Source organism: Massilia eburnea, from assembly GCF_009720745.1.
Classification (GTDB): domain Bacteria; phylum Pseudomonadota; class Gammaproteobacteria; order Burkholderiales; family Burkholderiaceae_D; genus Rugamonas; species Rugamonas eburnea.
Genome location: NZ_WNKX01000008.1, coordinates 176,719 through 202,289, shown reverse-complemented (window position 1 = coordinate 202,289; position 25,571 = coordinate 176,719). Strand labels below are relative to the sequence as shown.

Sequence of the window (25,571 nt, the reverse complement as noted above, 5' to 3'; positions counted from 1 at the left end):
GATTCAGGCTCCTCGCTTAGCGTGCCGCGGACCGGCGCTGCGCATCGCCGCCGCTGGTGTTCTTCGCCACGACTGCCGGCGCACCAGGCTTCACTTTCTGCAGGCCCTCGACAATGACGCGGTCGCCGGACTCCAGGCCGGATTTCACCAGCCATTTGTCGCCGATGGTGCCGCCGGTCTGCAGCACGCGCTGTTCGACCTTGCCTTCCTTGTTCAGCACCAGGGCAGTGGCCTCGCCTTTCGGGTTGCGGGTCACGCCCATTTGCGGCACGGCGATCGCTTGTTCGCTGACGCCAGTTTCCAGTACCGCGCGCACGAACATGCCCGGCAGCAGGTCATGCTTCGGATTCGGGAACAGCGCGCGCAGGGTCACGTTGCCTGTGCCCGGATCCACGCTCACGTCGGAGAACTGCAGCTTGCCTGGCAGCGCGTACTTGCTGCCGTCGGACAGCAGCAGCGTCACGGCAGCTTGCCCGTTGACTTTCTTGATCGAGCCGCTGTCCATCTCGCGCTTCAGGCGCAGCAGCTCTTCGCTGGACTGGGTTACGTCGACATAGATTGGATCCAGCTGCTGCACAGTGGTCAGCGCGCTCGCCTGGCCGGCAGTCACCAGCGCACCCGGTGTCACATTGGAACGGCTGATGCGGCCCGAAATCGGCGCCGCCACTTTGGTGTAATCCACATTGATGCGCGCCGAATCCAGCGCGGCTTGCGCGGCTTCCACTTCGGCCTTCGCCTGTTCGCGGGCGGCGACTGCATCGTCATAATCCTGGCGGCTTACGCCCTCGATCGCGACAAGCTCCTTGTAGCGGGCGACTTTGGGAGCGGCGGCGGCCAGGTTGGCCTTGGCCTTGGCCAGGCTGGCCTTGGCGGAGTTGAAGGCGGCCAGGTAGGTCGCGGAATCGATCTGGTACAGCTGCGCGCCGGCTTTGACGTCGGCGCCCTCGGTGAACAGACGCTTCTGGATCAGGCCACCGACTTGCGGGCGCACTTCAGCCACCTGGTAGGCGGCGGTGCGGCCCGGCAGTTCGGTGCTCATGGCCAGCGCCTGGGGCGTCACGGTAAATACGGCAACTTCCGGCGCCTGCTTGGCGCCGCCCTGGGCTGCGCTGGCCTGTTTTTCGCCGCAACCGGCAACCATTGCTGCCACCGCGGCAACAGCGCCCAGCAGCACAAATTTCTTTTGCATATTATTCATCTTTTTTCCCGAAAGACTTAGAATGAACGATCATTCTAACATGATTTGCGAAGCTGACCACAGGGTCAGTAATTCTACGCAGTGACATTTAGGCAGAATAAAAAGTTGCCAGATTGATATACTGTTCGAATGAGAACAGTTCAATGGCTTTCTGCACTGCTTGTGCAGATCACATGCATTCTTTCCTTCACTAGGGCGGCCCATGCGGAGAATCTGATAGATCGGCAAAGCAGGGTCTGGCAGCCGCCTGCAGAAGCACTCGAGATCCCGCTGTGGCCGAAGGGCCCACCTTCTCCGTCCACGCTCAAGGCGGGCCGGGAGTCTTACGGATTTGGCAGCAAGCAGATCGCTGGCCGTCCCTATGTGGCAGTCGAATTCGTTTCGCGTCCGACCATGTCGATCTTTCGGCCGCACGGCAAGGACAGCGGCGCGACGGTCGTCGTCTTCCCCGGCGGCGGTTACAGGATATTGGCGATCGACCTGGAAGGCACAGAAATCTGCGATTGGCTTACGTCCAAGGGCATCACATGCGTCTTGTTGAAATATCGCGTGCCGGGTTCGGGACCGTACTGGAACGAAGAGTGCAATTGCCGGCGCATTCCTGACCAGCCTTATGCGCTACAGGACGCGCAGCGCGCGATTGGCCTGCTGCGTGCGCGAGCGGAGGAATTTGGAATCGATCCCCGCAAGATTGGCGTGATCGGTTTTTCCGCTGGCGGGCATATGGCGGCGGAAATCAGCAATCACACCAAGCGCAGCTACAAGGCCATCGACAAAGCCGACCAGCAAAGTAGCCGGCCGGATTTCGCCATCGCGCTTTATCCAGGCCATCTCTGGAAAAAGCCCGGACTTACGCTTGAGCCGTCGATCAGGATTGCAGCCGACTGCCCGCCGACGCTGATTGTCGCTGCAAGCGATGACCCGACCGACGACCCACGCCATTCCCTCACCTATTATCTCGCGCTTCAACAGGCGAAAATCCCGGTCGAGATGCATTTGTACGCCCACGGCGGACACGCCTTTGCAGTACGCAAGACGTCAGATCCTGTCTCCCATTGGCCTGAGCTGGCGGAGAAATGGATGAAATCCATCGGGATGCTCGTAGAATAGCGCCTTTGAAAAGGATCACGGCATGAAAAAGACAGATCTGGCAAAGAACGACGCCAAAAAGCTGATGAACAAAATGGCGGCGCCAGGCGCTGCTGCATTCGGCAACGCTGGCGGACCGGCCATCGATAAACGTGAGCAGCGCAAGCGCGATCAGGCGCTTGGCCTGGTGCCGTTTGCGGTCAAGCTTAATGGTGATCTGGTGAAGCGGCTGCACACAATGGCAAATGAACGCGGCGTCGACATGAATAGCCTTGTCGCCGAAGTGCTGTCCAAGGGCCTCGAGGACTAAGTTGACTCGCCGCGAGCGCGTCTACGCGCGAGTTCGCGGTCAAGCGCGTTGGCAAAGTTCTGGCGGTCACCCTGATTGAATGCAGAAGGACCGCCGGTATCAACGCCGGCGCCGCGCAGTTCCTCCATGAAGGCCCGCATCGTCAATTGCTGCGCAATGGTGTCCTTGGTGTACCACTCGCCGCGCGGATTAAGCGGCATTCCGCCCTTCTCCAATACGAGGGAGGCCAACGGAATGTCGCCGGTGATGACAATGTCACCTGCGCTGAGGCGCTCCACGATTTCCGCATCGGCGGCGTCCGCGCCTGAAGGAACCTGCAGCGCCTTGATGAAGCGCGAACCCGGCACCCGGATCAACTGGTTTGCCACCAGCGTGACGTTGATCTGCGTACGTTCGGCAACGCGAAACAGGATGTCTTTGATAACCGAGGGACAGGCGTCCGCGTCGACCCAGATGTGCATGAATTGCATTCAAATTGGTTAGTTGAGCCGCACATTGTAGCTGCGGCGCCAACTAACCGGACAAATCAAAGCTTACGGGGTGGACGGCGTTGCATCGATTTGCACACTTTGCAGCGTTACCGACGAATAGGCCTCAAAGCCGGAGTCGATGCCGAGGATGATCCAAACATCGCCGTTGGCATCCGTGGTCACCTTCTGCACCTTGTTATTCTTGACCGTCTTGCTGACGTATGCGGTGCTGCCGCATGCGAGGCCGTTGGCGATATTGCCGATCACCTGGGCATCCTTGCCGCCTTGCGCCTGGTTGCCGCGGTCGATGTTCATGCGGGTGTCGTTGTTGACGGTGACGGCCTTCGGCTCCGCGGCTGTGGCGCCGGCGTAGATCCATACCGATTCGCCGGGCGCGCCGCCCACACCCTGGCAGCCGGAAGGTGTGTTGCTCGCAAACTTGAGCGAGAAGTCCAGGTTGTAGGTAACGTTCTTTTTGAGGCCGGAGAATTGCCTCTTCACGAACAGGAACAGGTCGTCGCTGCGGTTGGTGCCGCCGATGAAATAGCCTTTACCGTTAATCGGCGCCGGCAGCCCGCGCTGTTCGAAGGTGACGTTGGTCGGCGCGGTCTCCGGCGTGTAATCGGAAGTACTGCCCGTCCAGCCGGTAACGCCATCCCTGTCGAAGTCCACCAGCATGGAGGCTTTCTCCGGCCGGTCATCACCGCCGCCGCCACCGCCGCCACCGCATGCAGCCAGCGCGGACAACATGGTAATGGCGAGGCCGGCTTCGAGGACTTTTTTCATCATCTACCCTTCTTACAAAAGTTATTAGAGAAACCAATTGTAAGAAGCGGAAAAGGCGCCGCGAGGGCGCCTTTGTATGTAGAAGTATGTAGTCCGAAACTACACTTCTTTACTTCCAGTCGCCTCGCAATTCTGCTACCTGGCGGTACAGCATTTCGGGGGTGACATCGGTTGGATCGACCGGCTGGCCAACGGCCAGCGACAGCTGCGAGCGGAAGCCTTTGCAGAAGGCGCGTTCGAGCAGGCTGTCCTTGCTGCGGCTGAACAAGTGGCCCCACAGGCCGCGCAGCGCCATCGGAATGACGGGCACTTTGGTGCGTTCGATGATCTTGCTGATGCCGCCTTTGAACTCATTCATCTCGCCCGTGCTGGTCAGCTTACCTTCGGGGAAAATGCAAACCAGCTCGCCTTCATGCAGGGCTTGCGCAATATCGACGAAGGCTTTCTCCATCAGCCACGGGTCTTCCTTCGCAGGTGCGATCGGTATCGCCTTGGCGGTGCGGAAGATCCAGCCGAAGAATGGCGTTTTGAAAATGCGGTGGTCCATCACGAAGCGGATCGGGCGCGGGCTGGCGGCCACGATCACGATCGCGTCGACGTAGCTCACGTGATTGCATACCAGGACTGCGCCGCCTTCGGCTGGAATGCGGTCGGCATCGACCGTCTTCACTTTATGCACGGTGTGGATCAGGATCCAGGCCAGGAAACGCATCAGGAATTCGGGCACCAGCGAGAAGATGTACGCCGCCACCAGGCCATTCAGGATGGCTGTGACCAGGAACAGTTCCGGAATCGTGAAGCCCTCTTTCAGCAGCAGGATCGCCACGCCGGTCGCCACCACCATGAACAGCGCGTTCAGGATGTTCATGCCGGCGATGGTGCGCGACAGGTGCTGCGGGTCGGCGCGCAACTGGATCAGCGCGAACAAGGGCACGATGAAGAAGCCGCCGAATACGCCGATCAGGATCACGTCCAGGATGATGCGCCAGGCTCCCGGCTGCATCGCCATGGCGAAGGCATCCACCGTGCCGCTTGCGCTGTAGCCAAGGCTGGCCAGGTAGAGGTCAATGCCGAACAGCGACAGGCCGATGGAGCCGAACGGCACCAGGCCGATTTCCACCTTGCGGCCGGAAAGCTTTTCGCACAGCAGCGAGCCGGCGCCGATCCCCAGCGAGAACATCGTCAGCAGCAGCACGAAGACGCTGTTGTCGCCCTTCAGGAAATCCTTGGCGTAGACCGGGAACTGGGCCAGCACGATCGCGCCATAGAACCAGAACCAGGAATTGCCCAGCATCGACAGGAACACCGTGCGGTTGGAGGCGGAGAAGCGGATGTTGCGGACCGATTCGGTCAAGGGATTCAGGTTGACCTTGAGGTCCGGCTGCGGCGCCGGCGTATTTGGAATGCCGTGCGCAGCAACCAGGCCGAGTACCGCGAAGCCGACGGTCGCTGCCGCCAGCCAGGCAATGCCATCCGGCTTGAAGTTGACGATGATCGCGCCGAACACCTGGCCAAGCAGGATGCCGACAAAGGTTCCCATTTCAACGATGCCGTTGCCGCCAGTGAGTTCTTCCGGCTTCAGGTGCTGCGGCATGTAAGCGTATTTGACTGGGCCGAACAGGGTGGAGTGGGTGCCCATGCCCAGGACCGCAAGCAGCAGCAGCGGCAGCGTGTGCGTGAACCAGCCGACTGCCGCAACGGACATGATGCCGATCTCCAGCCATTTGATCATGCGGGCCAGCCTGCCCTTCTCCACCTTTTCAGCGATCTGTCCGGATGTCGCGGAGAACAGCACATAGGGCAGGATGAACAGGCCCGGCACCAGGTTGGTGATCAGCGATGCCGGCAGGTCGGTCCAGCTGGCGGCGTCGAACGCCAGCGCCACCACCAGCGCCGTCTTGAACAGGTTGTCGTTGAACGCGCCGAGGAACTGCGTCCAGAAAAATGGTGCAAAGCGGCGCTGCTTCAGCAGGTCGAATTGGCTGGGATGGCTCATGTTGCGGCACAGAAAAGTGAAAGTGCTGTCAACATACAGTACATCGGCCTACTGCTCAACCCACCTTGTCAAAGTATCGCAATTTAATACTTTCGCGCCACCTCATCACATACGTACCAGGCGACGAAATGCCGGGCCAACGGCCAGTACCAGCACCACCATGCGGCAGACGTGGAAGGCCGTGACCACCGGGACTTCCACATGCAGGGCGCGGGCAGTCAGCGCCATCTCCGCGATGCCGCCGGGGCTGGTAGCCAGCATTGCAGTTGCAGGGTGCAGCGCGCCGACTTTCGCCAGCGCCAGGCCGAATATAGCGGCCAGGCCCAGCGCGGTTGCGGTGCAAGCGACGACTGCCGCCATATAGCGCGGCGCCGTGTGCAGGAAGCCCGGCGTGAAGCGGGTGCCGAGCGACAGGCCGATACACAACTGGCCGGTACGCACCATCCACTCCGGCACGCCGCCGACCGGGATCTGGGCCGCTGCCAATGCTCCGGCTGCAAACAAGGGTCCGAGCACCCAGGCATTGGGTACGCCGCGCCGCCACAACAGCCATCCGGCCGCGCACGTAAAAGCGGCAAGCAGGCCGAATGCCAGCAAAGGCGCGGCGCCGCTTGGCGCCAGCGCAAGCAGGTGCGCCACCGCAGCCGGCACGCCCGAGCCGGCTGCGGTGAATGCCGCCGACGTCGAAGCCAGTGCAGGAGCATCAGCGAGCGGCGGCATGCCGTGGCTGCTCCAATAGCGCAGCACAAACGGCAGGAAGCTCACCACGAACATCAGCCGCACGCCCTGCGCCGCCGCAACGTGCTGTGCCGCCGCGCCATGCCTCTCCCCCTGCACCGCCATTTCGGATGCGCCGCCCAAGGCCATGCCGAAGAAGGCAGTGGCAATGCTGACGTCAGCAAGCCGCTTCAGCATCCATGCGCACAGGCAGCCCAGCGCCAGCGCAAACGCCACCGCCCCCAGAATATAGCCGGCATGCGCCGCCACCACCGCCAGCACGGCGGGCGTGAAGTACAGCCCAAGCACGGTGCCGATGGCCCACTGCCCTGCTGCGCGTGCGGCGACGGGACAACGCAGGTCGGCGCCGGCAATGCGCAGCGCGGCGCTGGCGAACAAAGGTCCGATCAGCCAAGGCAGCGGCGTGTCGATCCAGCGGCAAAAAAAAGCGGCCAGCAAGCCGGCCGCCAAAGCTTGGAGGAAGAAGCGTTGGTTTGTCAGAATACCCACAGTTTGTCGGCCGGCAGTTGCAGCCAGTACTGGCCATCCTGCAGGCGGTATTTGGAATGGGCGCGGACGCTGATGTCGCCGCGCTTGAACAGGCACTCCCAGCGGTCGCCCAGGTACATGCAGGTGACCAGGGCCAGTTGCAGCGAGTTGTCGGCCTGCTCGCTGCTCACGCGCACCTCTTCCACGCGGATCAGCGGAGCAATCGTATCGCCGCCCTGGCCGCGCGCGGTGGCCTGCAGCTTGGTGCCGGCAACGTCGATCACCACCTTGTTGCCATCGCGCGAGATCAGGCTGCCAGGCAGGCGGTTGTTGCTGCCCATGAATTCGGCGGTGAACAGGGTCTCCGGGGTTTCGTACATGGACTGCGGCGTGCCTTGCTGTTCGATCTTGCCGTTATTGAGCAGCAGGATACGGTCGGAAATCGCCATCGCCTCGTCCTGGTCGTGGGTCACCATCAGTGCCGACAGGCCAAGGCGCACAATCAGCTCACGCAGGAAGGCGCGCGCTTCTTCGCGCAGCTTGGCGTCGAGGTTGGACAGCGGTTCGTCCAGCAGGATGACCGGCGGGTTGTACACCAGCGCACGGGCAATCGCCACGCGCTGCTGCTGGCCGCCCGACAGCTGGTGCGGGAAGCGCTCGCCCAGGTGGCCCAGGCCCAGCTGCTTCAGCACCTCGGTCACGCGGCGGCCGATTTCTTCCTTGTTCATCTTGCGCAGCTTCAGGCCGTAGGCGACGTTGTCGGCCACGGTCTTGTGCGGCCACAGTGCGTAGGACTGGAACACCAGGCCCAGGTTGCGCTGTTCGGCCGGCATTTCAAAGCCCTTGCTGCCGTCAAACACGCGGCGGTCGCCGATGTTGATGGCGCCCAGGTGCGGGCTTTCCAGGCCGGCCACTGCGCGCAGCAGCGTGGTCTTGCCGCTGCCCGATGGACCCAGCAGGGCGACCACTTCGCCCTTTTGCAGGTGCATGGACACGCCCTTCAGGATCGGGTTGGCGTGGGCGCCGGTGCCGTATTGCAGGTGCAGGTCTTCGACAGACAGTTCGTTCATTTTCAGGTCTCGTTTCATGATGTGTGTCTCAGTTGTGCAGCTTGACGCCAAAGCGCAGCGCGATACCCAGGCCAATGCCGACTAGGGTGATGTTAATAAAGGACAGTGCCGCCACCAGGTCGGTAGAACCACCCGCCCACAGCGACACGATCAGCGCGCCAATCACCTCGGTCCCCGGCGACAGCAGGTACACGCCTGTCGAATATTCGCGTTCGAAGATCAGGAAAATCATCAGCCAGGCGCCCAGCAAGCCGAATTTGATCAGCGGCAGGGTCACGTCGCGGGTCACCTGGCCGCGGCGGGCGCCGACTGCACGCGCCGCTTCTTCCAGCTCAGGACCCACTTGCAGCAGCGCGGTGGAAATCAGGCGCATGCCGTAGGCCATCCACACTACTGAGTAAGCCAGCCACACCGCGAAGATGGTGGTGCGCAGGCTGCGCAGCGCAGGAATCAGGTTTTCCACCAGCCACACGGCGACGCCGCTGTCGGAACCTTTGAGCATGCCATCGAGCCAGCTAGGCACGAACAGGAACACCCACAGGAAGGCCAGGCCGGCCAGCAGGCCAGGGATGGCGCGCGGCACCAGCACGCTGTAGTCCAGGATGCGGGTCAGCAGGTCCGGCTTGCGGTGCATGGCCAGCGCGATAAAGCTGTAGCAGAAGATCGCCAGGCCGCCGCCGATCACGCCGATCAGCACCGTGTTGATGATGCCGCGGATCAGTGCAGGCTGTTCGAAGATGTCGCGGAAGTGCTGCAAGGTCAGCACGTCGGCCAGCTTGACGCCCTCGCCCCAGTACTGAACAAAGGAGCGCAGCGCGATGCCGGAAATCGGCATGAACACGGTCACCAGCAGCCAGGCGCCCAGCACGGCGAAAGCCAGCCACTTCCAGCGGCCCAGCGGCAGCGCCTTGCTGCGTGCGCCCTTGCCTTTGATCGACACGTATTTGTTGGCCGACTTGAGCAGCCAGCGTTGCAGCATCACCAGCGGCATGGTCACCGCCACCAGGCAGACGGCCACGGCGGCCATCAGGTGGTAGGACGGGGTGCCCAGCTTGTTGGTCAGTTTGTACAGGTAGGTCGGCAACACCAGGTGGCCTTCCGGATCGCCCAGCACCAGCACCAGGCCGAATACTTCGAAGCCGAGGAAGAACACCAGCACGCCTGCATAAGCCAGCGCCGGCATGATCATCGGCAGCGACACGTTGAACATCACCTGCAGCGGCGAAGCGCCGGAGACGCGGGCCGCTTCCTCCACGTCCGAGCCAAGGCTCTTCAGCGCCGAAGAAGCGTACAGGTAGACGTGCGGAACGTGGGTCAGGCCTGCAATCACCACGATGCTGGTAAAGGAATACACGTTCCATGGGATGAAACCGATCAGGTCTTTCACCCAGGTGGAGTAGAAGCCCACTGGGCCCATCGACACCACATAGCCGAAGCCCATCACCATTGGCGAAACGAAGATCGGCACCAGCAGCAGCGGGGAAATCCAGCCGCGACCCGGCAGGTCGGTACGCACCATCAGGAAGGCCAGCATGCCGCCCAAAGGCACGGCAATCGCAGCCAGGCCAGCCGCCAGCAGCAGGCCGTTCTTGAATGCCACGATGAAGTCCGGATCATCGAAGATGAAGCGGAAGGCATCCAGCCCTACTTCCTTGCCGGGCATGAAGAACGGCGCCGACAGGAAGCTCTGGTAGAAGATCAGGAACAAGGGCAGGAAGATGGCAACGCAAGTCAGCGTCGCCACGATCCAACGCGGCCAGTTGATGCTGGCGCGGCCCGTTCCCTGCAAAGTCGCGGTGGTCATGTACAACTCCTTATTTCTTGCCGGCGGTTTCTTTCCACTGCTTCAGGAAGGCCATGCGTTTTTGCGGGCCGAGGAACTGCAGCAGGATTGGGTGTACCGGCACCGGCTTGATCTTGTCCTGGCCGATCTGCTTGACCAGGTCGGACGAGGTGGTTTCGCCGGTGACGTCGGCGCGGATCGCGAACAGCTTGGATTCGTTGGCGATGATGGTCTGGCCGCGATGGGACAGGGTGTAGTCCAGCCACAGCTTGGCGGCGTTGACGTTCTTGGCGCCCTTGTTGATGAACATCACGCGCGACAGCACCAGGGTGTAGTCCTTAGGCAGCTGCACGCCGATCGACGGGTCGGTCTTGGCGCGCACCAGGGCGTAGGAACCGAGCACGTTGTAGCCGATCAGGTTTTCGCCCGAGGAGATGCGCTCCATCATGGTACCGGTGGAGGACTGCACGCGCACCTTGGCTTCGCCGAAGGCGTTTTCCAGTTCCAGGAATTTCGGGAATTCCTTGGCGTCCTGGGTCATGAACATGAAGCCGACGCCGGATTTTTCGATGTCGTAAGTGGTGACCTTGTCCTTGAACTTCGGCTGCTGGATCAGCTTCGCGAAGTCGGCGTGGGTCTGCGGTACTTCTTTCGCATCGACCAGGCGCTTGTTGTAGACGATGGCGGCCGGCTCGAAGGTAGTGCCGTAGGCCTGGTCGTCCCATACTGCCCAGCCAGGGATCTTGGAAGCTTCCACCGATTTGTATTTCAGGGCGTAGCCGTCGGAGGCCAGGCGCATCTGCAGGTCCATGGCGGAGGACCACATCACGTCGGCGGTATTGCCGCCTGCCGCCATCTCGGAGATGAAGCGGTTGTAGACCTCGGTCGAATTCATGTCGTTGTATTCGACGGTAATGCCAGGGTACAGCGCGTTGAAGTCGCGGATCAATGGCTGCGCGGCCTTGCTGTCGGTGGCGCCATACACCACCAGCTTGCCTTCTTTCTTGGCCGCGTCGATCACCTTCTGGTAATCGGCAGGATAGCCGGCAGGCGATTGTGCGAATGCGGTGCACGCGAACAGGCCGGTAGCGGCGGCCACCAGGGTCGTCTTGATCATGTTTGTCTCCTAGATTTTTGAGGGATGTTTCAGCGCACCAGGCCTAGCTGGCTGGCGCGTTTTCCGTAGTCGTCCACGGCTTTATGCACATACTCGTTGAGTGCCTGTCCTGTCAGGCTGAAGGGGTAGAATCCCGCTTCCGTTCGCAGCTTGGCATATTCGGGGGTCGCCATCAGGTGTTCGAAGGTCTTCACCCATTTGTGGTAGTCGGCATCGCTTACCTTTGGCCCCATCCACAAACCGCGAATCACCGGCCAGACGATGTCGTAGCCCTGCTCGCGCGCGGTCGGAACTGCTGAAAGCTTGCCCGGCAGGCGTTCTTCCGACAGCACCGCCAGCACGCGGATCGAGTCGCCGGCCAGATGAACTTCCGACGCATCGCCCGACACGACCTGCACGTAGTTGGCCTGCATTGCGGTGAACGATTCACCGCCGCCTTCCAGCGCCACAAAGCGCAGCACTTTCGGATCCAGGCCAGCCTGGCGCACCAGCATCGCCACCTTCAGCCAGTCCTGGCTGCCGACGGTGCCGCTGACGCCGATCAGGACTTTGGAAGGATCGCGCTTGAGTGCCGCCACCAGGTCGGCCAGCGACTTGTAGGGAGAATCGGCACGCACTGCGATCATGCCGTAGTCCGCACCCAGCGCAGCAACCCAGCGCACGTCATCGGCTTTGACCTTGCCGAACTTGCCTTGCGCGAGGTTCAGCAGCGAGCCGCCGGAGAACGCCACCAGGGTATCCGGCGTGGCGCTGCGCTGCGACACCAGGGAATGCCAGGCTACGGCACCGATCCCGCCCGGACGGTAGACCAGCTTCATGGGCTGGCCGCCCGGCATCGTCGCCAGGCTCTCGCGAGCCAGTTTGCACGTCAGGTCCATCGCGCCGCCCGGCTTGGACGGCACGATGCACTCTGCTGCGTGCACCTGCCCTGCCAGGAGCAGGACAGCGGCGAAGATAGAGGACAGGATCTTCATGGCTTCATTATTATCAGAAGCGGTGCTGCATGCCAACCATCAGGCCTTTTTGGCTGTCGCCAAAGCCGGCATCGTCGCGCGACAGGCCGACCAGCTGGTCATGCTTGCCGTTCGTGTAACCGAAAGTCGCGTACAAGTCGGTGCGCTTGGAGGCGGCGTAACGGTAACGTACCACGTACAGGGTAGGATCGGCGTCCTTGCCCGCGGCCAGGTTGCGCTGGTCGATGTGGTAGACAGCGCCGGTCAGGGTCACGTTAGGCTGCAGCTTGTACGCCACACCAGCCCAGAAAGTGTTGCCTTTTACATCAGCCACATTGGCTTTGCCGGCCACCAGCTTGTAGGTGCGGCCGCCCAGGTAAATCTTCGCCGGGCCGACGGCGTAGTAGCCGCCGAAGTGGAAGGCAGTGGTTTCATCGCGGTTGCCGGTGGCGGCGACCACGTTGCCGTTGATGCGCTCCACGGTGAACATGCCGCCCAGGGATTCGCCCTGGTAGCTGACAGCGCCGGCGTACTTGGCGCTGTCGGCCGAACTGGCGCCGGCGCCCTGCTGCTCGCCCATGCCGTAGCTGAAGCCGTAGTTCCAGTCGCCGGTCTTGCCGGAGTACTTGATCAGGTTATCGAAACCGGTGGTCATGCCGTATTTGCTAGGCAAGGTGGCGCTGCCGCCGGTGGCCCACGAATAGTAAGGCGCAAAACCCATCGGGTCGAAGCGGATCACGGTGTCGTACACGCTGGTGAAGGAGCGGCCCAGCACGACGCGGCCCCAGTTGCCTTCCAGGCCGACGTTGGCCTGGCGCTTGAACAGGTTGCCGTCTTGCGCGCCGGTGTCCATCAGGATGCCGCTTTCGAGCTGGAACACGGCTTTCAGGCCGCCCCCCAGGTCTTCGGAGCCCTTGATGCCCCAACGCGAAGTGTTCATGCCGCCGGAGCTGACGTGGGCAACGCTGCCGCCGCCTTGTTTTGCATCGGAAGTAATGTCGACGCCCATGTCGAGCAGGCCATATACCTGCACATTGGATTGGGCGTGGGCGGAAGAAAGGGCGGCAAACATCATTGCGACGGCCGCTGCCATCGAAGTTCTTTTCACAATCAGTCTCCTGGGTTTATAGTTATTTCAGTCATGCCTCGCTCTGGCACGGTTCAACTATAAAATCGCCAACCTTTCAATCGCCTTTCAGGCAAATGCCATGCGAATATTGTTAGTGGAAGACCACACAGAATTACAACACTGGCTTTCCAAAGCCCTTCGTGACGCCAACCTTTCCGTCGAATGCGCCGATAACGGCGCCGACGCTGATTCACTTTTGCTAACACAGGAATACGCCCTGGTGATCCTGGACCTGACCCTGCCCCGCATGGACGGACTGGAAGTGCTCAAGCGCCTGCGCGCACGCGGCGGCAAGACCCCGGTATTGATCCTCACCGCGCGCGGCGGGCTGGAAGACCGCGTGCAAGGCCTTAATCTCGGTGCCGACGATTACCTCGCCAAGCCTTTCGAGCTGATGGAACTGGAAGCGCGCGTGAAAGCCCTGCTGCGCCGCAGCGTCGGCAACGAGGCGGTGGTGTACGAATGCGGCTCGCTGCGCTTCGACACCGTTAGCCGCATGTTTTCCTATTTCGGCGAGAACCTGCAATTGACGCCGCGCGAACACGCCGTGCTGGAGGCGCTGATCACCAAAGGCGGCAAGCCACTGGCGAAAGAAAAACTCTTCGACCAGGTGTTCACATTGGCCGATGACGCCAACCTCGACGCCATCGATCTCTACATCCATCGCGTGCGCAAGAAGCTTGACCGCAAAGAGCCTGGCGCCGCGGCCATCACCACCTTGCGCGGCATCGGCTACCTCCTGCAGCCGGCCGAAGCGAAGGCCTGATGAAAGCCATGCTCGCCATGGGCAGCCTGCGCGGCCAGTTGCTGCGCTGGCTGCTCCTGCCCTTGGTGCTGCTGGAAATTTTCAACACCATTTCGGTCTACTACAACGCGGTCGACGCGGCGGACATGGCTTACGACCGCTCCCTGCTCGCGTCCACACGCGCGCTGGCGGAACGGGTCTCGGTGGAAGACGGCAAGGTGGTGGCGGACGTGCCTTACGTGGCGCTGGACAGCTTTGAGACCGATACCCTGGGCCGCATCTACTACAAGGTCACAGGCATCAATGGCGAAACGGTATCCGGTTACGACGATCTGCCCGCGGTGCCAGCCAATGTGCCGCGCTCGGAAAACTACCCTGCCCTGGTGCGTTTCTACCACGCCAACTACAACGGCCAGCCGATCCGCATCGCCGCCTTGCTGCAGCCGGTGTACGACAACAATATGCGCGGCATCGCCCTGATCCAGGTTGGCGAAACGCTCGATGCGCGCAAGGGCCTGACGCGCAAGATCCTGTACGACACCATCGCATGGCAAGCAAGCGTAGTGCTGGTGGCGGGCCTGCTGGTGTGGTTCGCGGTGAAACTGGTCTTGCGCCCGCTGATGCAATTGAAGCAGGAGGTTGAGGCGCGCGACGTGTCCGACCTGTCCGACCTGGACCCGGCCCTGGTGCACAAGGAAGTACGTCCGCTGGTGCAGGCCATGAATGCGTCGACCACACGTGTTGCGGGGCTGATCGCAAGCCAGCGGCGCTTTATTGCCGATGCTTCGCACCAGCTTCGTACCCCCCTGACCGTGCTCAAGACCCAGGCCGAACTGGCGCAGCGCGAACTGGAACGCACACCGTCCACCGCGCAGGAACTGCGCAACGTCGTGGCCAGCATGGCGGCCACCACCGACTCCACGGTGCACCTGGCCAATCGGCTGCTGATGCTGGCACGTATCGAGCATAACGAAAACCGCGAGCTGGTTGCCGTGCCGCTGCGCGAGACGGTGCAGCAAGTGGCGCTGGAACTGGCCTTGTCGGCAGTCGGGCGCGGCATCGATCTGGCGCTGGAAGGCGATGGCGAAGCTGAAGTCAACGGCCAGGCCTTGCTGCTGCATGAACTGGTCTCCAACCTGGTGGACAACGCCCTGCACTACACCCCGCGCGGCGGCAATGTGGTGCTGCGCGTGCTGCCAGGCGAGTCGGAAGTGCTCCTGGAAGTGGAAGACAGCGGCCCAGGCATTCCGCCGGAAGACCGCGAACGGGTATTCTCCCCTTTCTATCGCGCATCCGCCACGATGCAGGCCAATCCGGGCGGCTCGGGCCTCGGCCTGGCCATCGTACGCGATATCGCTGCCATGCACCACGCCATCCTGGAACTCGGCAACGGTTCCGATGGTCGCGGTTTGCTGGTGCGGGTCAGGTTCCCGCGCGCCACGCCTCCACCGGCAGCGTGATCGCGATGCGCGTGCCGGACACGCAATCCATCGCGAAGCCGCCGCCCAAAGCCTGCACCCTTTCGCGCATGCCGGCCAGGCCGACACCGGCTGCGGTACGGGCCGGGTCGAAGCCGATGCCGTCATCCGCTACGGTGATGTGCAACGCGTGGCCGCGCCGCGCAACCTCCACGCTTGCCGTGCCGGCACGCGCGTGCTTGACAACATTCGACAAGGACTCCTGCACGATGCGGTAAGCGGAGATAGCGGCATCGCCATCGAGTCCGGTGAAGTCGCCCTCAGTGTGCAGCGAGAAGCGGCATGAAGGATGGCTGCTGCCGACCTGCCGCACCATTTCCTCCAGCGCGCCTTGCAGGCCAAGCATGTCCAGCATTTCCGGCCGCAAACGGCGCACCAGCGTGCGGCCGCTGTTGTACAGGCCCAGCGCCAGCTTGACGATGGCTTGCGCCTTGTCGCGAATCTGCGCCGCCGTATCGCCGCCGGGCGCCCCCGCACCCTCACCATCCATGACTGCCGCGCCGGAGGCCAGGGCCGCAATCAGCTGGGCTTCGAGCCGCACTGCGATCAGCGTAGCGTTCAGTTCATCGTGGATTTCCAGCGCAATCGCCTTGCGTTCATCCTCCACCGCCGTGGTCACGCGCTGCAGCAGGCGGCGCTTCTCGGCGTCCGCCGCGCGCACCGCCTGCATCGAGGCCTGCAGCGAATCGGCGAACCCGCTGGTCATCCGCCACGCCAGTCCGGCGCATACCAGCAGGCCCGCCAGCGCCACCGCCAGTTCGAGCTGGAAGCGTGCGCGGGCCTTGCTCAGCATGGCGGTAGGCGACATGCGCACCTGCACATACCCCATGGTGCCAACGTTGCGGTTGCCGCCGCCGGTAATGTACAGCAGCCGCTTATGTATCGCCGCCTCGTAGTAGCGTGCTTCCGGCTGCGCATCGCCACGGCCCTCCACGTCCAGAAGCGGCTTGCGCGAAGCGTCGAGCAGGCTCACGCGATGAACGGCGCTGTCGGTTTGCAGCATGCCGTTGATGGTCGCGCGCAGTTCGTCGAACTGGCCTTGCACCAGGCTGATTTCGCTGCTTGCGACCAAAGCCGTGGCAAGCAACCGCCCGCGCTCGGCCAGTTCCGCATGGACTTCCGATTGGCGCGACTGGTAGTTGTACCAGGTGAGCGTAACGAACAAGGCGAGCACCGGCAGCAAGGTGATGGCCAACAGTCGGCCGCGCGTGCCGATGCGCCAGCTTGCGCGCATCAAGCTTGCAGCACGCCGTGGCGCACGGCCAGGCGCGTGATGTCGGCAGCGCGTTCAACGCCAAGCTTGTCCTTGATGGCCTGGCTCGAATTGCTGATCGTCTTGCTGGATACGCCCAGGCGGTCGGCGATTTCGGCATTGGTCAGCCCTTCCGCCATCAGCTTGAAAATCTCCAGCGAACGCTCATCGAGCAGCGCCTGCGGCGATTGCTCGCCCAGCACCGACAGGCTGGCCAGGCGCTCCGCAATGGCGGGCATGAAATACAGCTTGCCCTGCGCCGCCTGCTGCACCGCAGTGGCCAGTTCCGCCGGGTCGCAATCCTTGGTCACCAGCGCCCGCGCGCCGATGCGGTAAGCCTCTTTGACCAATGCGTCCTGGTCGAACTGGGTCAGGAAGATGATGTTGGCCTTGGGCGCTTTGGCAAGAATCTCGCGTGCGGCATCCATGCCCGTCATTTGCTCGCCAAAGCGTATATCGAGGATAGCAACGTCCGGTGTCAGGTCCTGGCAAGCCTCTACCGCCTCGGCCGGCGTTCGTGCCTGGCCGACTACATCGATGCCAAATCCGCCCAGCGCCATCGCAAAGCCACCCATCACTACCGGGTGATCGTCCGCCAGTAACACCTTGATCTTATTCATGGAATTTCCTATTTCTAGATGATGGAAGGATATCACGCTTGAGCCTAGCAATAAAAATTGCTTGCATATTTCCACGGAATGGAAGAATATCTTGCCATGGCCGCGCAATGCAGACTGCCAGCAAGAAGAAAGGAACATTTCCATGAACTTCGATACCTCCAACAAGAACTACTCTGGCCTGGCCTTCGTCGCTGTCTTGCACCTTGCTGTCGCAGGCTATATCGCGACGCATTCGAAGATCTCGATCTTCCACCCGGATCCGGCGGAAATCATTCTGGTGCCGAACAAGGATGTTCCACCGCCGCCACCGCAGGTAGATCCGGTCGACCCGCCCGAACTCCCGGCCACGAAACTGCCGGTGGTCATCCCGCCGATGATCGAAGCGCCGACGCTCATCGAACCGACGATCACCACCAGGCCCGCCGACCCGCATGTGATCAGCGATCCTGGCCCATCGGACCCAGGCAAGTTGCCGGTCGCATTGGAGCCCCCGCGCAAGGCAGCGCCGGTGAATGTCGCAGCGGTCATCGATGCCGCCAGCTGCGCCAAGCCTGCCTACCCGGCATCGGCGCTGCGCAATGGTGACGAGGGCACGGTCACCCTCGCCTTTCTGGTCGGTAAAGACGGCCGCGTGGCGAGCGCCAAGGTGGAACACACCAGCGGCAACCGCGACCTCGATCGCGCCGCCTTGCAAGGCCTGTCGATGTGCGCCTTCAAGCCCGGTACCATTGACGGGGTGGCGCAAGAATCGTGGGCCCGCATGCAATATGCCTGGCGCCTCGACTAGTATGTAAGCGCCCAGGCAAGCGAACGCGGCGGAAAAACGAATTCCCCTATCATGCGCCGGTTAACCATGTGGTTTCCGGCGCATGTCCTATGTTCATTAAGCTTTCCTTCCGCCAACTACTGCTGGGCGTCTTCCTGCTGATTGCCCTGCTTCTCAGCGCGACATCGATCCAGGCGCTGTTCACGCTGGACCAACTGGCCGCAGAAAGCCGCGCCGTCGGCCAGCACGCCGTGGCGCTGACCGCCAATGTGCAGCGCCTCGCCGAGCGCAGCGTTGCCATGGAGCGCAGCGCGCGCCAGTTCCTGGTGCTGGACGATCCGGCCTTCCGCGACCGTTATGATGCGGCGCGCCGCGATGGAGAGGATGCACTGGCAGCGTTGTCCAACGGTCTGCCCTCGGTGCCGAAAGCCAGCTTCGCTGCCTGGCGCGAGCAGGGCGAACAAGCCTGGAATGCGCTGCAGGCGCCGCGCTCCCAACGCAAGAAAATGTTGAACGTCGCGCTGGCCGGCCTGCCCGCCATCAACGACGAACTGGCGGAAGAAGTGAAGCGGGAGGTCGACCAGCGCAACCAGCGCATCCTGCTCGGGCTGGAGCACCGGCGCAGCGTGCTGGCCGGACAGCTGCTCGCCACCATCAGCCTGGCCGCCGCGCTGGCCGTGGGCTGCGGCTTCTGGCTCTCCCGTCCCCTGGCGCAGATTGAAGGCGCCATCGGCCGCCTGGGCGGCAACCGCTACGACCAGCCGATCGAAGTGGAAGGGCCGGACGACCTGCGCCGCCTGGGCCAGCAACTGAACTGGCTGCGCCAGCGCCTGGCCAGCCTGGAGGCCGACAAGTCGCGCTTCCTGCGCCATATTTCACACGAACTGAAAACCCCGCTGGCCGCCCTGGTGGAAGGCGTGGCCCTGCTGGAAGATGAAGTGGCCGGAACATTGACCGCCAACCAGCGCGAGGTGGCCGGCATCCTGCGCCAGAACACCGCGTCGCTGCAGAACCAGATCGAAGACCTGCTGCGCTACAACACCGCCACCTTCGCCGCCCAGCACCTGCAGCGCCAGCCGACCGATATCGCAGCCCTGCTGCGCGATGCGGTCGACGCACAACGCCTGCAATGGCAGGCGCGCCGCCTTGAGGTGACGGTGGAAGGCAATGCGCCGGCTATCGCCATCGATCCCGGCAAGCTGGCGATCGCCGCCAGCAACCTGCTTTCCAACGCCTTGCGCTACAGCCCGGAAGGCGGCGCGATACGCTTCATCATCGGCGAGCAGGCGGGTACGCTCGCCATCGACTGCATCGACCAGGGTCCCGGCGTCGCCGCCGAAGACGCGGCCCATATTTTCGAACCCTTCTACCAAGGCGAGCGCCAGCCGCCGGGCGCACGGCGCGGCAACGGCGTCGGCTTGTCCATCGTGCTGGAATACGTCAATGCGCACGGCGGTTCCCTGCAATTGCTGCCGGCCGGCGCCGGCGCCCATTTCCGGATCGAGCTACCTTATGACTATTAAGTTCCTTCCCCTGCTGCTGCCGCTATTGCTGCTTGGCGCCTGCGCGCAGCGCCAGCCGGTGACGGCGCCGCTGCCGCCCCTGCCGCCGCCACCTTCGCCCGCGCAGTTGACACTGGTGGTCGCGCCGCAGGACGAAGTAACGCCGCTGCTGGCCTATCACCAGTCGCTGCGCCGCATGACGCAGGGCGAACTGCTGAAGGAATTGAGCAACCTGGCGCAGCTGCCCAAGACGCCCAAGGCGCAGCTGCAATCGGCCATGGTGCTGTCGCTTACACGTGGCAACGGCGACCTGGCGCGCGCGCAGGCGCAGTTCGAGGTCGTCGCCAGCGCGCCCGAACCGGAAGCACAGGGCTTGCGCCAACTGGCGCAGATGCTGTCCGCGCAATGCGCCGATACGCGCCGCCTGCTGGACGACAGCGAACGCCTGCGGGCGCAGTTGAAAGACAACCAGCGCAAGAATGAGCAATTGAACGAAACCCTGGAAGCGCTGAAGGAAATCGAGCGCGGCCTGCCTGCCAGAGCGAGCAAATAATGAGCGATATGCGTACCCCTATCCCACCGCGCCTCCTGCTGGTCGACGACGACGCCGACCTGCTGCGCCTTCTCTCCATGCGCCTGAGCGCCAACGGCTACCAGGTCACCGCCGTCGGCAGCGCCGAGGCGGCCCTGGCCAGCCTGTCGATCGCCCTGCCCGCGCTGGTGATCAGCGACGTGCGGCTGCCGGAACGCGACGGCATGTCCCTGTTCCAGCAAATCCGCAGCCAGCATCCCGCCCTGCCCGTCATCCTGCTCACTGCGCACGGCACCATTCCAGACGCGGTGGAATCGACTTCGCTCGGCGCCTTCGCCTACCTGACCAAACCCTTCGACGCGCGCGTACTGCTTGAGCGCATTGCCATGGCGCTCAGCGTGGCCGCGCCCGAAGCTGCGCCGGAAGCCGGCAACGGCGCCTGGCGCGCCGACATCATCAGCCGCAGCCGCGCCATGGAAGAAGTGCTGCACGAGGCGCAACTGGTGGCGGCATCCGATGCCAGCGTGCTGCTGCGCGGCGAAAGCGGCACCGGCAAGGAATTGCTGGCGCGCGCCATCCACCGCGCCAGCCGCCGCGCAGCCGCGCCCTTCATTGCCGTCAACTGCGGCGCAATTCCCGAGCAGCTGCTGGAGTCCGAACTGTTCGGCCACGTGAAAGGCGCCTTTACCGGCGCCGTCGCCAGCCGGGAGGGCTTGCTGCAGGCAGCCGATGGCGGCACCCTGTTCCTCGACGAGATCGGCGATATGCCGCTGCTGCTGCAAGTCAAACTGCTGCGGGTGCTGCAGGAGCGCGTGGTGCGCCAGGTCGGTTCCGACAGCGGCCGTCCGATCGACGTGCGCGTGCTCTCCGCCACCCATCGCGACCTGGAAGCGGCCATGCTGGAAGGCCAGTTCCGCGAAGACCTGTACTACCGCCTGAATGTAATCACGCTCACGCTGCCCTCGCTGGCCGAACGCCGCGAAGACATCGGCCTGCTGGCAACGCGCTTCCTGCAGATGCTGGCCGCGAAATACGGGAAGACAGTGAACGGTTTCGCGCCCGAGGCGCTGGAAGCTTTATCGCGCGCCTCCTGGCCCGGCAATGTACGCCAGCTGTACAACGTGGTCGAACATGCCTGTGCGCTGGCCACGGCGCCGCTGCTGCCGCTGTCCCTGGTCCAGCGCGCCCTGCGCGTGCCGTCGCTGGAAGTCCTGAGCTACACGGAAGCCAAGCAGCGCTTCGAGCGCAATTACCTGGTGCAGCTGCTCAAGCTCACCGACGGCAACGTGGCCGACGCCGCGCGCCTCGCGGAGCGCAACCGCACCGAGTTCTACCGCCTGCTGCAGAAGCACGAACTCAATGCCGCGCAGTTCCGCAACGAGCCTGTCGCCGAGGAGCGACAGGCATAAAGCCCGTCAAATCAGGCGCTTACGGCATGCCGCCCCAATCCTGTCGCCGTGCAGCGACAAACATGCTGTTGCCGCACAGCTAAGTCATTGATTTCTCTACATGGCACGCCCTTTGCAAAGGTATGGACAACGCACCAGCGTTAAATTGCCAACCTAAAAATGGAGAGATAGACCATGAAGGATTCCAAACTGATCGCAGGCCTGTTCGCCGCCGCAGCATTCGCCCTCGCCTCGCTGTCCGCCCACGCACAGCAGGAAGCTGCCATGGCCGGCGCCGCCGTTGCCACCAACGACGCAACGCTGCTGGCCAAGGTCAAGTCAGCCCTGTCGGACCAGAAAGAGATCACCGTCTCCGCCAACCAGGGCGTCATTGTATTGAGCGGAACCGTGTCAAGCTCCGACGCCGGCGCTAAAGCGATCCAGGCAGCATCCTCCGTGGCGGGAGTAAAGGAAGTGAAGAGTGAACTGACTGTCGCCGGCAAATAGTGCCCTCGCTGCAGTAGTACCTCCCTTGGCGGGTGGTCCGTTTGGGTCACCCGACTTTTTTTATGCGTCGCGCACCAGCAGTTCGAGATCCTCGCTGCTGGCAATGGCGATCGTGAGCTGGGCGTGTTCCGGCTGCAGCCAGTGTTGCGCGGGCTGTCCCAGCTTGAATTCGGCCTCCAGCCTGCACCACGCGCGATAAAAGGCGGTGGCGCGCTCGCCGTCCGGCAGGCGGGCAATGCGCTGCGCAGTCGCGGCATCAAAACTGTGCTCGGCCAGTGCCGGAAAATCGCGCTTGCGGCCATGCAGCTCAATGTCCAGGCCAAGCGGCGCTGCCATGCTGGCGGCGCAGGCGATCCAGTGGCCGGCATGCGAAATACTGAAGAATGGTGCCGCGCCGGGCATGCATACTTGCGGAGCGGCGCCAGGACGCTCAATGAACTGAATCTCGGATGCCGCCACGTCCGGTCTGGCGAAGGCCAGTGCACGGCGCAGCAGGAGACGGCCGGCGACGAACTGGCGTTGCCTTTCGGTCCGGCGAAAACGACGGTAACGCTGCTGCACGCTGGCGCCAAGGCCTTCGAGGCCCTGTGCCAGCGTGGCATCGTCGATTGCGGCCAGGTCAAGCAGCCAAAGGGTCGCTTGCGGCCGCATGGCGATTACTTTTTCAGGCGGACGAAATCAGCCTTCAGCGCAACGCCGGTCATGATGGCGCCGTCGTGGCACTCAAACTCGGTATCCGAGGAGTGTGGCTGGTTGTTGTAGTTGCTCTGGATATTGATGATGGCGTCTGCGCCCAGGGCGTTGGCGCGCTTCTTCAGCTGCAGCATGGCCGACAGGAAGGCCCAGTTGCAGGAAGTCTGGGGAGTCTTGCCGACCGAGTTGGTCTTCTGGCTGGTCTTGTCGCTGCCCAGGTTTTCCATCTTGCCGGCTGGCTTCTGGTCGCCGAAGAAGAACTGTACGTCGTCGCCAAGGCGGCTCTTGGCATCATTTTCAGCCATCGCACCGGCGATCGGGAACAGCAGCTTGGTGTCGCGCGCCTGTGCAGGGACGACGGTGGAGATCAGGGCTGCTGCAGCGGCAGCTGCCGCGAACATCTTTTTCATTCTTATTTCTCCTTACGGTTGTGGGATTACTGCTTTACTGCTTTACTGCCTTGCTGTCGGCGCCGGTTGGGCCGCCGTGCGCTACTTCGTAATTACCGATCAAATAGTCGGTCGCCAGGTTCGATACGCGAGTCAGCATCATGCCGTCGCCCATACCCATGGTGAACCCGGCGGCCATGGCGTCAGCGCGCTGGAAGAATTCAGGCGTTGCGATCACATTGCCTTTGCTGTCGCGGATGTTCATGCGCATCAGAACACCCGAGCTGCCTGCCAATGGGCCAAACATCACGCGCGTGGCGGTACCGGTCAGTTGGAGCTGTTCAATGACAGGCTCCACCACCAGGGTGCGGCCGTTCTCAGGGCGGCTATTCCACTCCACCAGCTTTTGCGCCAGGTCTTTCTTGATGTTGGCATCGATACGCTCAACGCCCAGGTGCTTGCCCTTCACTCCCGGCGCAAACGCCACAGGCTTCACTTCAATGCGGCCAAAATTCTTGAACGCCTCGGCTGGCGGAGGATTGGTCTCGCTGGTGGACTTGACGCGTGTCGCGCAGCCTTGAACCAGGGCAAGGGCAGCCAGGCCGGCGACCATGAGGAGGGTACGGCGAGTAGTCTTCATTTGCTTCCTTTCTTGAAAATCAGGGATGTATTGATGCCGCCAAAGGCGAAGTTATTCGACATGACATAGTCGCACTGCATATGACGCCCTTCGCCAGCAATATAGTCGAGGGGTGCGCATTCCGGGTCGATATCCGTCAAACTTACGGTCGGCGCGTACCAGCCTTCATTCATCATCTGGATACTGATCCACGCTTCCAGCGCGCCGCATGCGCCCAGCGTGTGGCCCATATAGCTCTTGAGCGAGCTGATTGGCATGCTGCTGCCGAAGATCGAATGGGTAGCGTGCGATTCGGCGATGTCGCCGTGCTGGGTGGCCGTGCCGTGCGCGTTCACGTAGCCGATCGCCGAAGGCGGCAAATCCGCGTCCTCCAGCGCCAGCTGCATGGCCTGGGCCATGGTCGCCGAGTTTGGCTGGGTGACGTGGCAGCCGTCGCTGTTGGTGCCAAAGCCCACGATTTCGGCGTAGATATGGGCGCCGCGCGCCTGCGCATGCTCCATGTCCTCGAGGATCAGGCAGCCCGCCCCTTCGCCGATCACCAGGCCGTCGCGCGCCTTGTCGAACGGGCGCGGCGTGGTGTGCGGCGCGTCGTTGCGGGTGCTGGTGGCAAACAGGGTGTCGAATACGGCCGCCTCGGTAGCGCACAATTCCTCCGCGCCGCCCGCAATCATCGCGGTCTGCTTGCCGCTGCGGATTGCCTCGTAGGCGTAGCCGATGCCCTGGCTGCCGGAGGTGCAGGCGCTGGAGGTGGTGATCACGCGGCCGGTGGCGCCGAAGAACACACCGATATTCACCGGCGCGGTATGCGACATCATCTTGATGTAGGTAGTGGCATTGATGCCGCGCGTGCTGCGCTCCTCCATCATGCGGCCAAAATCTCCGATCGCGCTTGGCGTGCCTGCGGAGGAACCGAAGGACACCCCCATGCGCCCGCTCTTCAGCAGTTCGGAATCGATCAGTCCAGCGTCTTCCAGCGCCAGTTCGGTGGCGCGGGTCGCCATCAGGGCCACGCGGCCCATGCTGCGCATGGTCTTGCGGTTGAAGCGCGGGCTCAACTCGAATTCCGCCGCCGGCGCGCCGAGGCGGGTGTTCAGGCCCTCATAGTCTTCCCAGTCGGCCATGCGTACGATGGCGTTGCGGTATTCACCCAGGCGGCCGCGGATGGTCGCCCAGTCGTTGCCCAGCGGGCTGATGCCGGCCATGCCGGTGACGACGACACGGCGGTTCATGCCAGCCCTCCGTTCACGGAAATCACCTGGCGGGTAATGTAGCCCGATTCCTCGCCCACCAGGAAGCTGACGGCGGCCGCCACTTCATCGGCCGTGCCGACGCGGCGCGCCGGAATCATCTTCAGCACTTCGTCCATCGGCAGGTCTTCGGTCATGTCGGTATCGATCAGGCCCGGCGCCACGCAGTTGACGGTGATATTGCGCTTGGCCAGCTCCAGCGCCAGCGCCTTGGTGGCGCCGATAATACCGGCTTTGGCTGCGCTGTAATTGACCTGGCCGCGGTTGCCCACCAGGCCCGAAACCGAAGCCATGGTCACGATGCGGCCCGGCTTGCGGCGCTGGACCATCGGCATCACCAGCGGGTTGACCACGTTGTAGAAGCCATCGAGGTTGGTGCGCAGCACGATATCCCAATCTTCGCCGCTCATGGCCGGAAAGGCGTTGTCGCGCGCCACGCCGGCGTTACACACCACCCCGTAGTAGCAGCCATGCTCGGCGATGTCCGCTTCCAGAGCGGCTGCCGCAGCTGCGCGGTCGCCGATATCGAACTGCAGCACGCGTGCAGTTCGGCCCATTTCCGCAATCTGCTGCGCCACGGCCTCCGCTTCGGCGCGCTGGCTGCGGCAATGCACTACCACGTCGAAGCCATCGCGCGCCAGGCGCAGCGCAACCGCTTTACCGATGCCGCGCGACGATCCCGTCACCAAGACAGACTTATTCATT

The 25,571-nt window shown here is 62.9% G+C and carries 26 protein-coding genes; 9 read left to right on the top strand and 17 right to left on the bottom strand.

Features of this window, described 5'->3' with window-relative positions:
• Positions 1 to 16: 16 nt before the first annotated feature.
• Positions 17 to 1,189, bottom strand: coding sequence for an efflux RND transporter periplasmic adaptor subunit (locus GM658_RS13235; protein ID WP_229416886.1), 1,173 nt, complete (start codon positions 1,187 to 1,189; stop codon positions 17 to 19).
• 138 nt (positions 1,190 to 1,327) lie between these two features.
• Between GM658_RS13235 and GM658_RS13230 the strand changes: the two genes are divergently transcribed.
• Positions 1,328 to 2,308 carry an alpha/beta hydrolase gene (locus tag GM658_RS13230; RefSeq protein ID WP_155454508.1) on the top strand — a complete coding sequence of 327 codons (981 nt, stop codon included), beginning with the start codon at positions 1,328 to 1,330 and terminating at the stop codon, positions 2,306 to 2,308.
• 22 nt (positions 2,309 to 2,330) lie between these two features.
• The gene (locus tag GM658_RS13225) at positions 2,331 to 2,597 is read left to right on the top strand and encodes a hypothetical protein (protein ID WP_155454507.1); all 267 of its coding nucleotides are present in this window, start codon (positions 2,331 to 2,333) and stop codon (positions 2,595 to 2,597) included.
• On the opposite strand, the gene GM658_RS13220 is transcribed toward GM658_RS13225, so the two are convergent.
• The 9 genes from GM658_RS13220 to GM658_RS13180 all read right to left on the bottom strand — a co-directional run bounded on the left by GM658_RS13220 (position 2,594) and on the right by GM658_RS13180 (position 13,086).
• Entirely contained in the window at positions 2,594 to 3,058 is a 465-nt protein-coding gene (locus tag GM658_RS13220; protein ID WP_155454506.1) for a YaiI/YqxD family protein, read from the bottom strand. The genes GM658_RS13225 and GM658_RS13220 overlap by 4 nt on opposite strands.
• 72 nt (positions 3,059 to 3,130) lie before the next feature.
• Entirely contained in the window at positions 3,131 to 3,856 is a 726-nt protein-coding gene (locus GM658_RS13215; protein ID WP_155454505.1) for a hypothetical protein, read from the bottom strand.
• 106 nt (positions 3,857 to 3,962) lie between these two features.
• Positions 3,963 to 5,849: an MFS transporter gene (locus tag GM658_RS13210; RefSeq protein WP_155454504.1), complete on the bottom strand. Its 1,887-nt coding sequence runs from the start codon at positions 5,847 to 5,849 to the stop codon at positions 3,963 to 3,965.
• A gap of 105 nt (positions 5,850 to 5,954) precedes the next feature.
• On the bottom strand, positions 5,955 to 7,076 hold the full coding sequence (locus tag GM658_RS13205) for an AbrB family transcriptional regulator (RefSeq protein WP_170298792.1): 1,122 nt from the start codon (positions 7,074 to 7,076) through the stop codon (positions 5,955 to 5,957).
• Positions 7,064 to 8,125 (bottom strand): ABC transporter ATP-binding protein, encoded by a 1,062-nt coding sequence (locus GM658_RS13200; protein WP_155454503.1) that lies wholly within the window; start codon positions 8,123 to 8,125, stop codon positions 7,064 to 7,066. Before GM658_RS13200 ends, GM658_RS13205 begins: the two co-directional genes overlap by 13 nt.
• A 28-nt stretch (positions 8,126 to 8,153) precedes the next feature.
• Positions 8,154 to 9,929, bottom strand: a complete 1,776-nt coding sequence (locus GM658_RS13195; RefSeq protein ID WP_155454502.1) for an ABC transporter permease — start codon at positions 9,927 to 9,929, stop codon at positions 8,154 to 8,156.
• 10 nt (positions 9,930 to 9,939) lie between these two features.
• Positions 9,940 to 11,025 carry an ABC transporter substrate-binding protein gene (locus tag GM658_RS13190; protein WP_155454501.1) on the bottom strand — a complete coding sequence of 362 codons (1,086 nt, stop codon included), beginning with the start codon at positions 11,023 to 11,025 and terminating at the stop codon, positions 9,940 to 9,942.
• A 29-nt stretch (positions 11,026 to 11,054) separates the two neighbouring features.
• Positions 11,055 to 11,999, bottom strand: a complete 945-nt coding sequence (locus GM658_RS13185; RefSeq protein WP_155454500.1) for a Bug family tripartite tricarboxylate transporter substrate binding protein — start codon at positions 11,997 to 11,999, stop codon at positions 11,055 to 11,057.
• A 13-nt stretch (positions 12,000 to 12,012) separates the two neighbouring features.
• Positions 12,013 to 13,086 (bottom strand): porin, encoded by a 1,074-nt coding sequence (locus GM658_RS13180; RefSeq protein ID WP_170298791.1) that lies wholly within the window; start codon positions 13,084 to 13,086, stop codon positions 12,013 to 12,015.
• 100 nt (positions 13,087 to 13,186) lie between these two features.
• Here GM658_RS13180 and GM658_RS13175 point away from each other — a divergent pair, with 100 nt between their 5' ends.
• Together GM658_RS13175 and GM658_RS13170 are read left to right on the top strand one after the other, a co-directional pair.
• Entirely contained in the window at positions 13,187 to 13,873 is a 687-nt protein-coding gene (locus tag GM658_RS13175) for a response regulator (RefSeq protein ID WP_155454499.1), read from the top strand.
• The gene (locus GM658_RS13170) at positions 13,873 to 15,312 is read left to right on the top strand and encodes a sensor histidine kinase (RefSeq protein ID WP_155454498.1); all 1,440 of its coding nucleotides are present in this window, start codon (positions 13,873 to 13,875) and stop codon (positions 15,310 to 15,312) included. The genes GM658_RS13175 and GM658_RS13170 overlap by 1 nt, the downstream gene beginning before the upstream one ends.
• On the opposite strand, the gene GM658_RS13165 is transcribed toward GM658_RS13170, so the two are convergent.
• The gene (locus GM658_RS13165; protein ID WP_155454497.1) at positions 15,275 to 16,564 is read right to left on the bottom strand and encodes an ATP-binding protein; all 1,290 of its coding nucleotides are present in this window, start codon (positions 16,562 to 16,564) and stop codon (positions 15,275 to 15,277) included. The genes GM658_RS13170 and GM658_RS13165 overlap by 38 nt on opposite strands.
• The gene (locus GM658_RS13160) at positions 16,564 to 17,202 is read right to left on the bottom strand and encodes a response regulator transcription factor (protein ID WP_155454496.1); all 639 of its coding nucleotides are present in this window, start codon (positions 17,200 to 17,202) and stop codon (positions 16,564 to 16,566) included. Before GM658_RS13160 ends, GM658_RS13165 begins: the two co-directional genes overlap by 1 nt.
• A 142-nt stretch (positions 17,203 to 17,344) precedes the next feature.
• Here GM658_RS13160 and GM658_RS13155 point away from each other — a divergent pair, with 142 nt between their 5' ends.
• From GM658_RS13155 to GM658_RS13135, 5 genes are all read left to right on the top strand, one after another.
• Complete coding sequence (locus GM658_RS13155; RefSeq protein WP_155454495.1) at positions 17,345 to 17,989, top strand: energy transducer TonB; 645 nt, start codon at positions 17,345 to 17,347, stop codon at positions 17,987 to 17,989.
• Between the two features lie 89 nt (positions 17,990 to 18,078).
• A complete protein-coding gene (locus GM658_RS13150) occupies positions 18,079 to 19,491 on the top strand; it encodes a HAMP domain-containing sensor histidine kinase (RefSeq protein WP_155454494.1) in 1,413 nt (470 codons plus the stop codon).
• On the top strand, positions 19,481 to 20,023 hold the full coding sequence (locus GM658_RS13145; RefSeq protein ID WP_155454493.1) for a hypothetical protein: 543 nt from the start codon (positions 19,481 to 19,483) through the stop codon (positions 20,021 to 20,023). Before GM658_RS13150 ends, GM658_RS13145 begins: the two co-directional genes overlap by 11 nt.
• A gap of 8 nt (positions 20,024 to 20,031) precedes the next feature.
• A complete protein-coding gene (locus tag GM658_RS13140) occupies positions 20,032 to 21,411 on the top strand; it encodes a sigma 54-interacting transcriptional regulator (protein WP_155454492.1) in 1,380 nt (459 codons plus the stop codon).
• Between the two features lie 174 nt (positions 21,412 to 21,585).
• Positions 21,586 to 21,897, top strand: coding sequence for a BON domain-containing protein (locus GM658_RS13135; RefSeq protein WP_155454491.1), 312 nt, complete (start codon positions 21,586 to 21,588; stop codon positions 21,895 to 21,897).
• A gap of 60 nt (positions 21,898 to 21,957) precedes the next feature.
• Here GM658_RS13135 and GM658_RS13130 read toward each other — a convergent pair whose 3' ends face one another.
• The 5 genes from GM658_RS13130 to fabG are packed head-to-tail and all read right to left on the bottom strand — an operon-like array spanning position 21,958 to position 25,570.
• Positions 21,958 to 22,548, bottom strand: a complete 591-nt coding sequence (locus tag GM658_RS13130; RefSeq protein ID WP_155454490.1) for a 4'-phosphopantetheinyl transferase family protein — start codon at positions 22,546 to 22,548, stop codon at positions 21,958 to 21,960.
• A 5-nt stretch (positions 22,549 to 22,553) separates the two neighbouring features.
• Complete coding sequence (locus GM658_RS13125) at positions 22,554 to 23,000, bottom strand: excinuclease ATPase subunit (RefSeq protein WP_155454489.1); 447 nt, start codon at positions 22,998 to 23,000, stop codon at positions 22,554 to 22,556.
• Between the two features lie 34 nt (positions 23,001 to 23,034).
• Positions 23,035 to 23,619, bottom strand: a complete 585-nt coding sequence (locus GM658_RS13120) for a hypothetical protein (RefSeq protein WP_155454488.1) — start codon at positions 23,617 to 23,619, stop codon at positions 23,035 to 23,037.
• The gene (locus tag GM658_RS13115; RefSeq protein WP_155454487.1) at positions 23,616 to 24,848 is read right to left on the bottom strand and encodes a beta-ketoacyl-ACP synthase; all 1,233 of its coding nucleotides are present in this window, start codon (positions 24,846 to 24,848) and stop codon (positions 23,616 to 23,618) included. Before GM658_RS13115 ends, GM658_RS13120 begins: the two co-directional genes overlap by 4 nt.
• On the bottom strand, positions 24,845 to 25,570 hold the full coding sequence (fabG, locus tag GM658_RS13110; protein WP_170298790.1) for a 3-oxoacyl-ACP reductase FabG: 726 nt from the start codon (positions 25,568 to 25,570) through the stop codon (positions 24,845 to 24,847). Before fabG ends, GM658_RS13115 begins: the two co-directional genes overlap by 4 nt.
• Between the last annotated feature and the right edge of the window lies 1 nt (position 25,571).

What these genes read in the sequence shown, in the direction of transcription:
- GM658_RS13235 (WP_229416886.1), bottom strand. Translation starts at nt 1,189, where the DNA reads ATGCAAAAGAAATTTGTGCTGCTGGGCGCTGTTGCCGCGGTGGCAGCA.
- GM658_RS13230 (WP_155454508.1), top strand. Translation starts at nt 1,328, where the DNA reads ATGAGAACAGTTCAATGGCTTTCTGCACTGCTTGTGCAGATCACATGC.
- GM658_RS13225 (WP_155454507.1), top strand. Translation starts at nt 2,331, where the DNA reads ATGAAAAAGACAGATCTGGCAAAGAACGACGCCAAAAAGCTGATGAAC.
- GM658_RS13220 (WP_155454506.1), bottom strand. Translation starts at nt 3,058, where the DNA reads ATGCACATCTGGGTCGACGCGGACGCCTGTCCCTCGGTTATCAAAGAC.
- GM658_RS13215 (WP_155454505.1), bottom strand. Translation starts at nt 3,856, where the DNA reads ATGATGAAAAAAGTCCTCGAAGCCGGCCTCGCCATTACCATGTTGTCC.
- GM658_RS13210 (WP_155454504.1), bottom strand. Translation starts at nt 5,849, where the DNA reads ATGAGCCATCCCAGCCAATTCGACCTGCTGAAGCAGCGCCGCTTTGCA.
- GM658_RS13200 (WP_155454503.1), bottom strand. Translation starts at nt 8,125, where the DNA reads ATGAACGAACTGTCTGTCGAAGACCTGCACCTGCAATACGGCACCGGC.
- GM658_RS13195 (WP_155454502.1), bottom strand. Translation starts at nt 9,929, where the DNA reads ATGACCACCGCGACTTTGCAGGGAACGGGCCGCGCCAGCATCAACTGG.
- GM658_RS13190 (WP_155454501.1), bottom strand. Translation starts at nt 11,025, where the DNA reads ATGATCAAGACGACCCTGGTGGCCGCCGCTACCGGCCTGTTCGCGTGC.
- GM658_RS13185 (WP_155454500.1), bottom strand. Translation starts at nt 11,999, where the DNA reads ATGAAGATCCTGTCCTCTATCTTCGCCGCTGTCCTGCTCCTGGCAGGG.
- GM658_RS13175 (WP_155454499.1), top strand. Translation starts at nt 13,187, where the DNA reads ATGCGAATATTGTTAGTGGAAGACCACACAGAATTACAACACTGGCTT.
- GM658_RS13170 (WP_155454498.1), top strand. Translation starts at nt 13,873, where the DNA reads ATGAAAGCCATGCTCGCCATGGGCAGCCTGCGCGGCCAGTTGCTGCGC.
- GM658_RS13165 (WP_155454497.1), bottom strand. Translation starts at nt 16,564, where the DNA reads ATGCGCGCAAGCTGGCGCATCGGCACGCGCGGCCGACTGTTGGCCATC.
- GM658_RS13160 (WP_155454496.1), bottom strand. Translation starts at nt 17,202, where the DNA reads ATGAATAAGATCAAGGTGTTACTGGCGGACGATCACCCGGTAGTGATG.
- GM658_RS13155 (WP_155454495.1), top strand. Translation starts at nt 17,345, where the DNA reads ATGAACTTCGATACCTCCAACAAGAACTACTCTGGCCTGGCCTTCGTC.
- GM658_RS13150 (WP_155454494.1), top strand. Translation starts at nt 18,079, where the DNA reads ATGTTCATTAAGCTTTCCTTCCGCCAACTACTGCTGGGCGTCTTCCTG.
- GM658_RS13145 (WP_155454493.1), top strand. Translation starts at nt 19,481, where the DNA reads ATGACTATTAAGTTCCTTCCCCTGCTGCTGCCGCTATTGCTGCTTGGC.
- GM658_RS13140 (WP_155454492.1), top strand. Translation starts at nt 20,032, where the DNA reads ATGCGTACCCCTATCCCACCGCGCCTCCTGCTGGTCGACGACGACGCC.
- GM658_RS13135 (WP_155454491.1), top strand. Translation starts at nt 21,586, where the DNA reads ATGAAGGATTCCAAACTGATCGCAGGCCTGTTCGCCGCCGCAGCATTC.
- GM658_RS13130 (WP_155454490.1), bottom strand. Translation starts at nt 22,548, where the DNA reads ATGCGGCCGCAAGCGACCCTTTGGCTGCTTGACCTGGCCGCAATCGAC.
- GM658_RS13125 (WP_155454489.1), bottom strand. Translation starts at nt 23,000, where the DNA reads ATGAAAAAGATGTTCGCGGCAGCTGCCGCTGCAGCAGCCCTGATCTCC.
- GM658_RS13120 (WP_155454488.1), bottom strand. Translation starts at nt 23,619, where the DNA reads ATGAAGACTACTCGCCGTACCCTCCTCATGGTCGCCGGCCTGGCTGCC.
- GM658_RS13115 (WP_155454487.1), bottom strand. Translation starts at nt 24,848, where the DNA reads ATGAACCGCCGTGTCGTCGTCACCGGCATGGCCGGCATCAGCCCGCTG.
- fabG (WP_170298790.1), bottom strand. Translation starts at nt 25,570, where the DNA reads ATGAATAAGTCTGTCTTGGTGACGGGATCGTCGCGCGGCATCGGTAAA.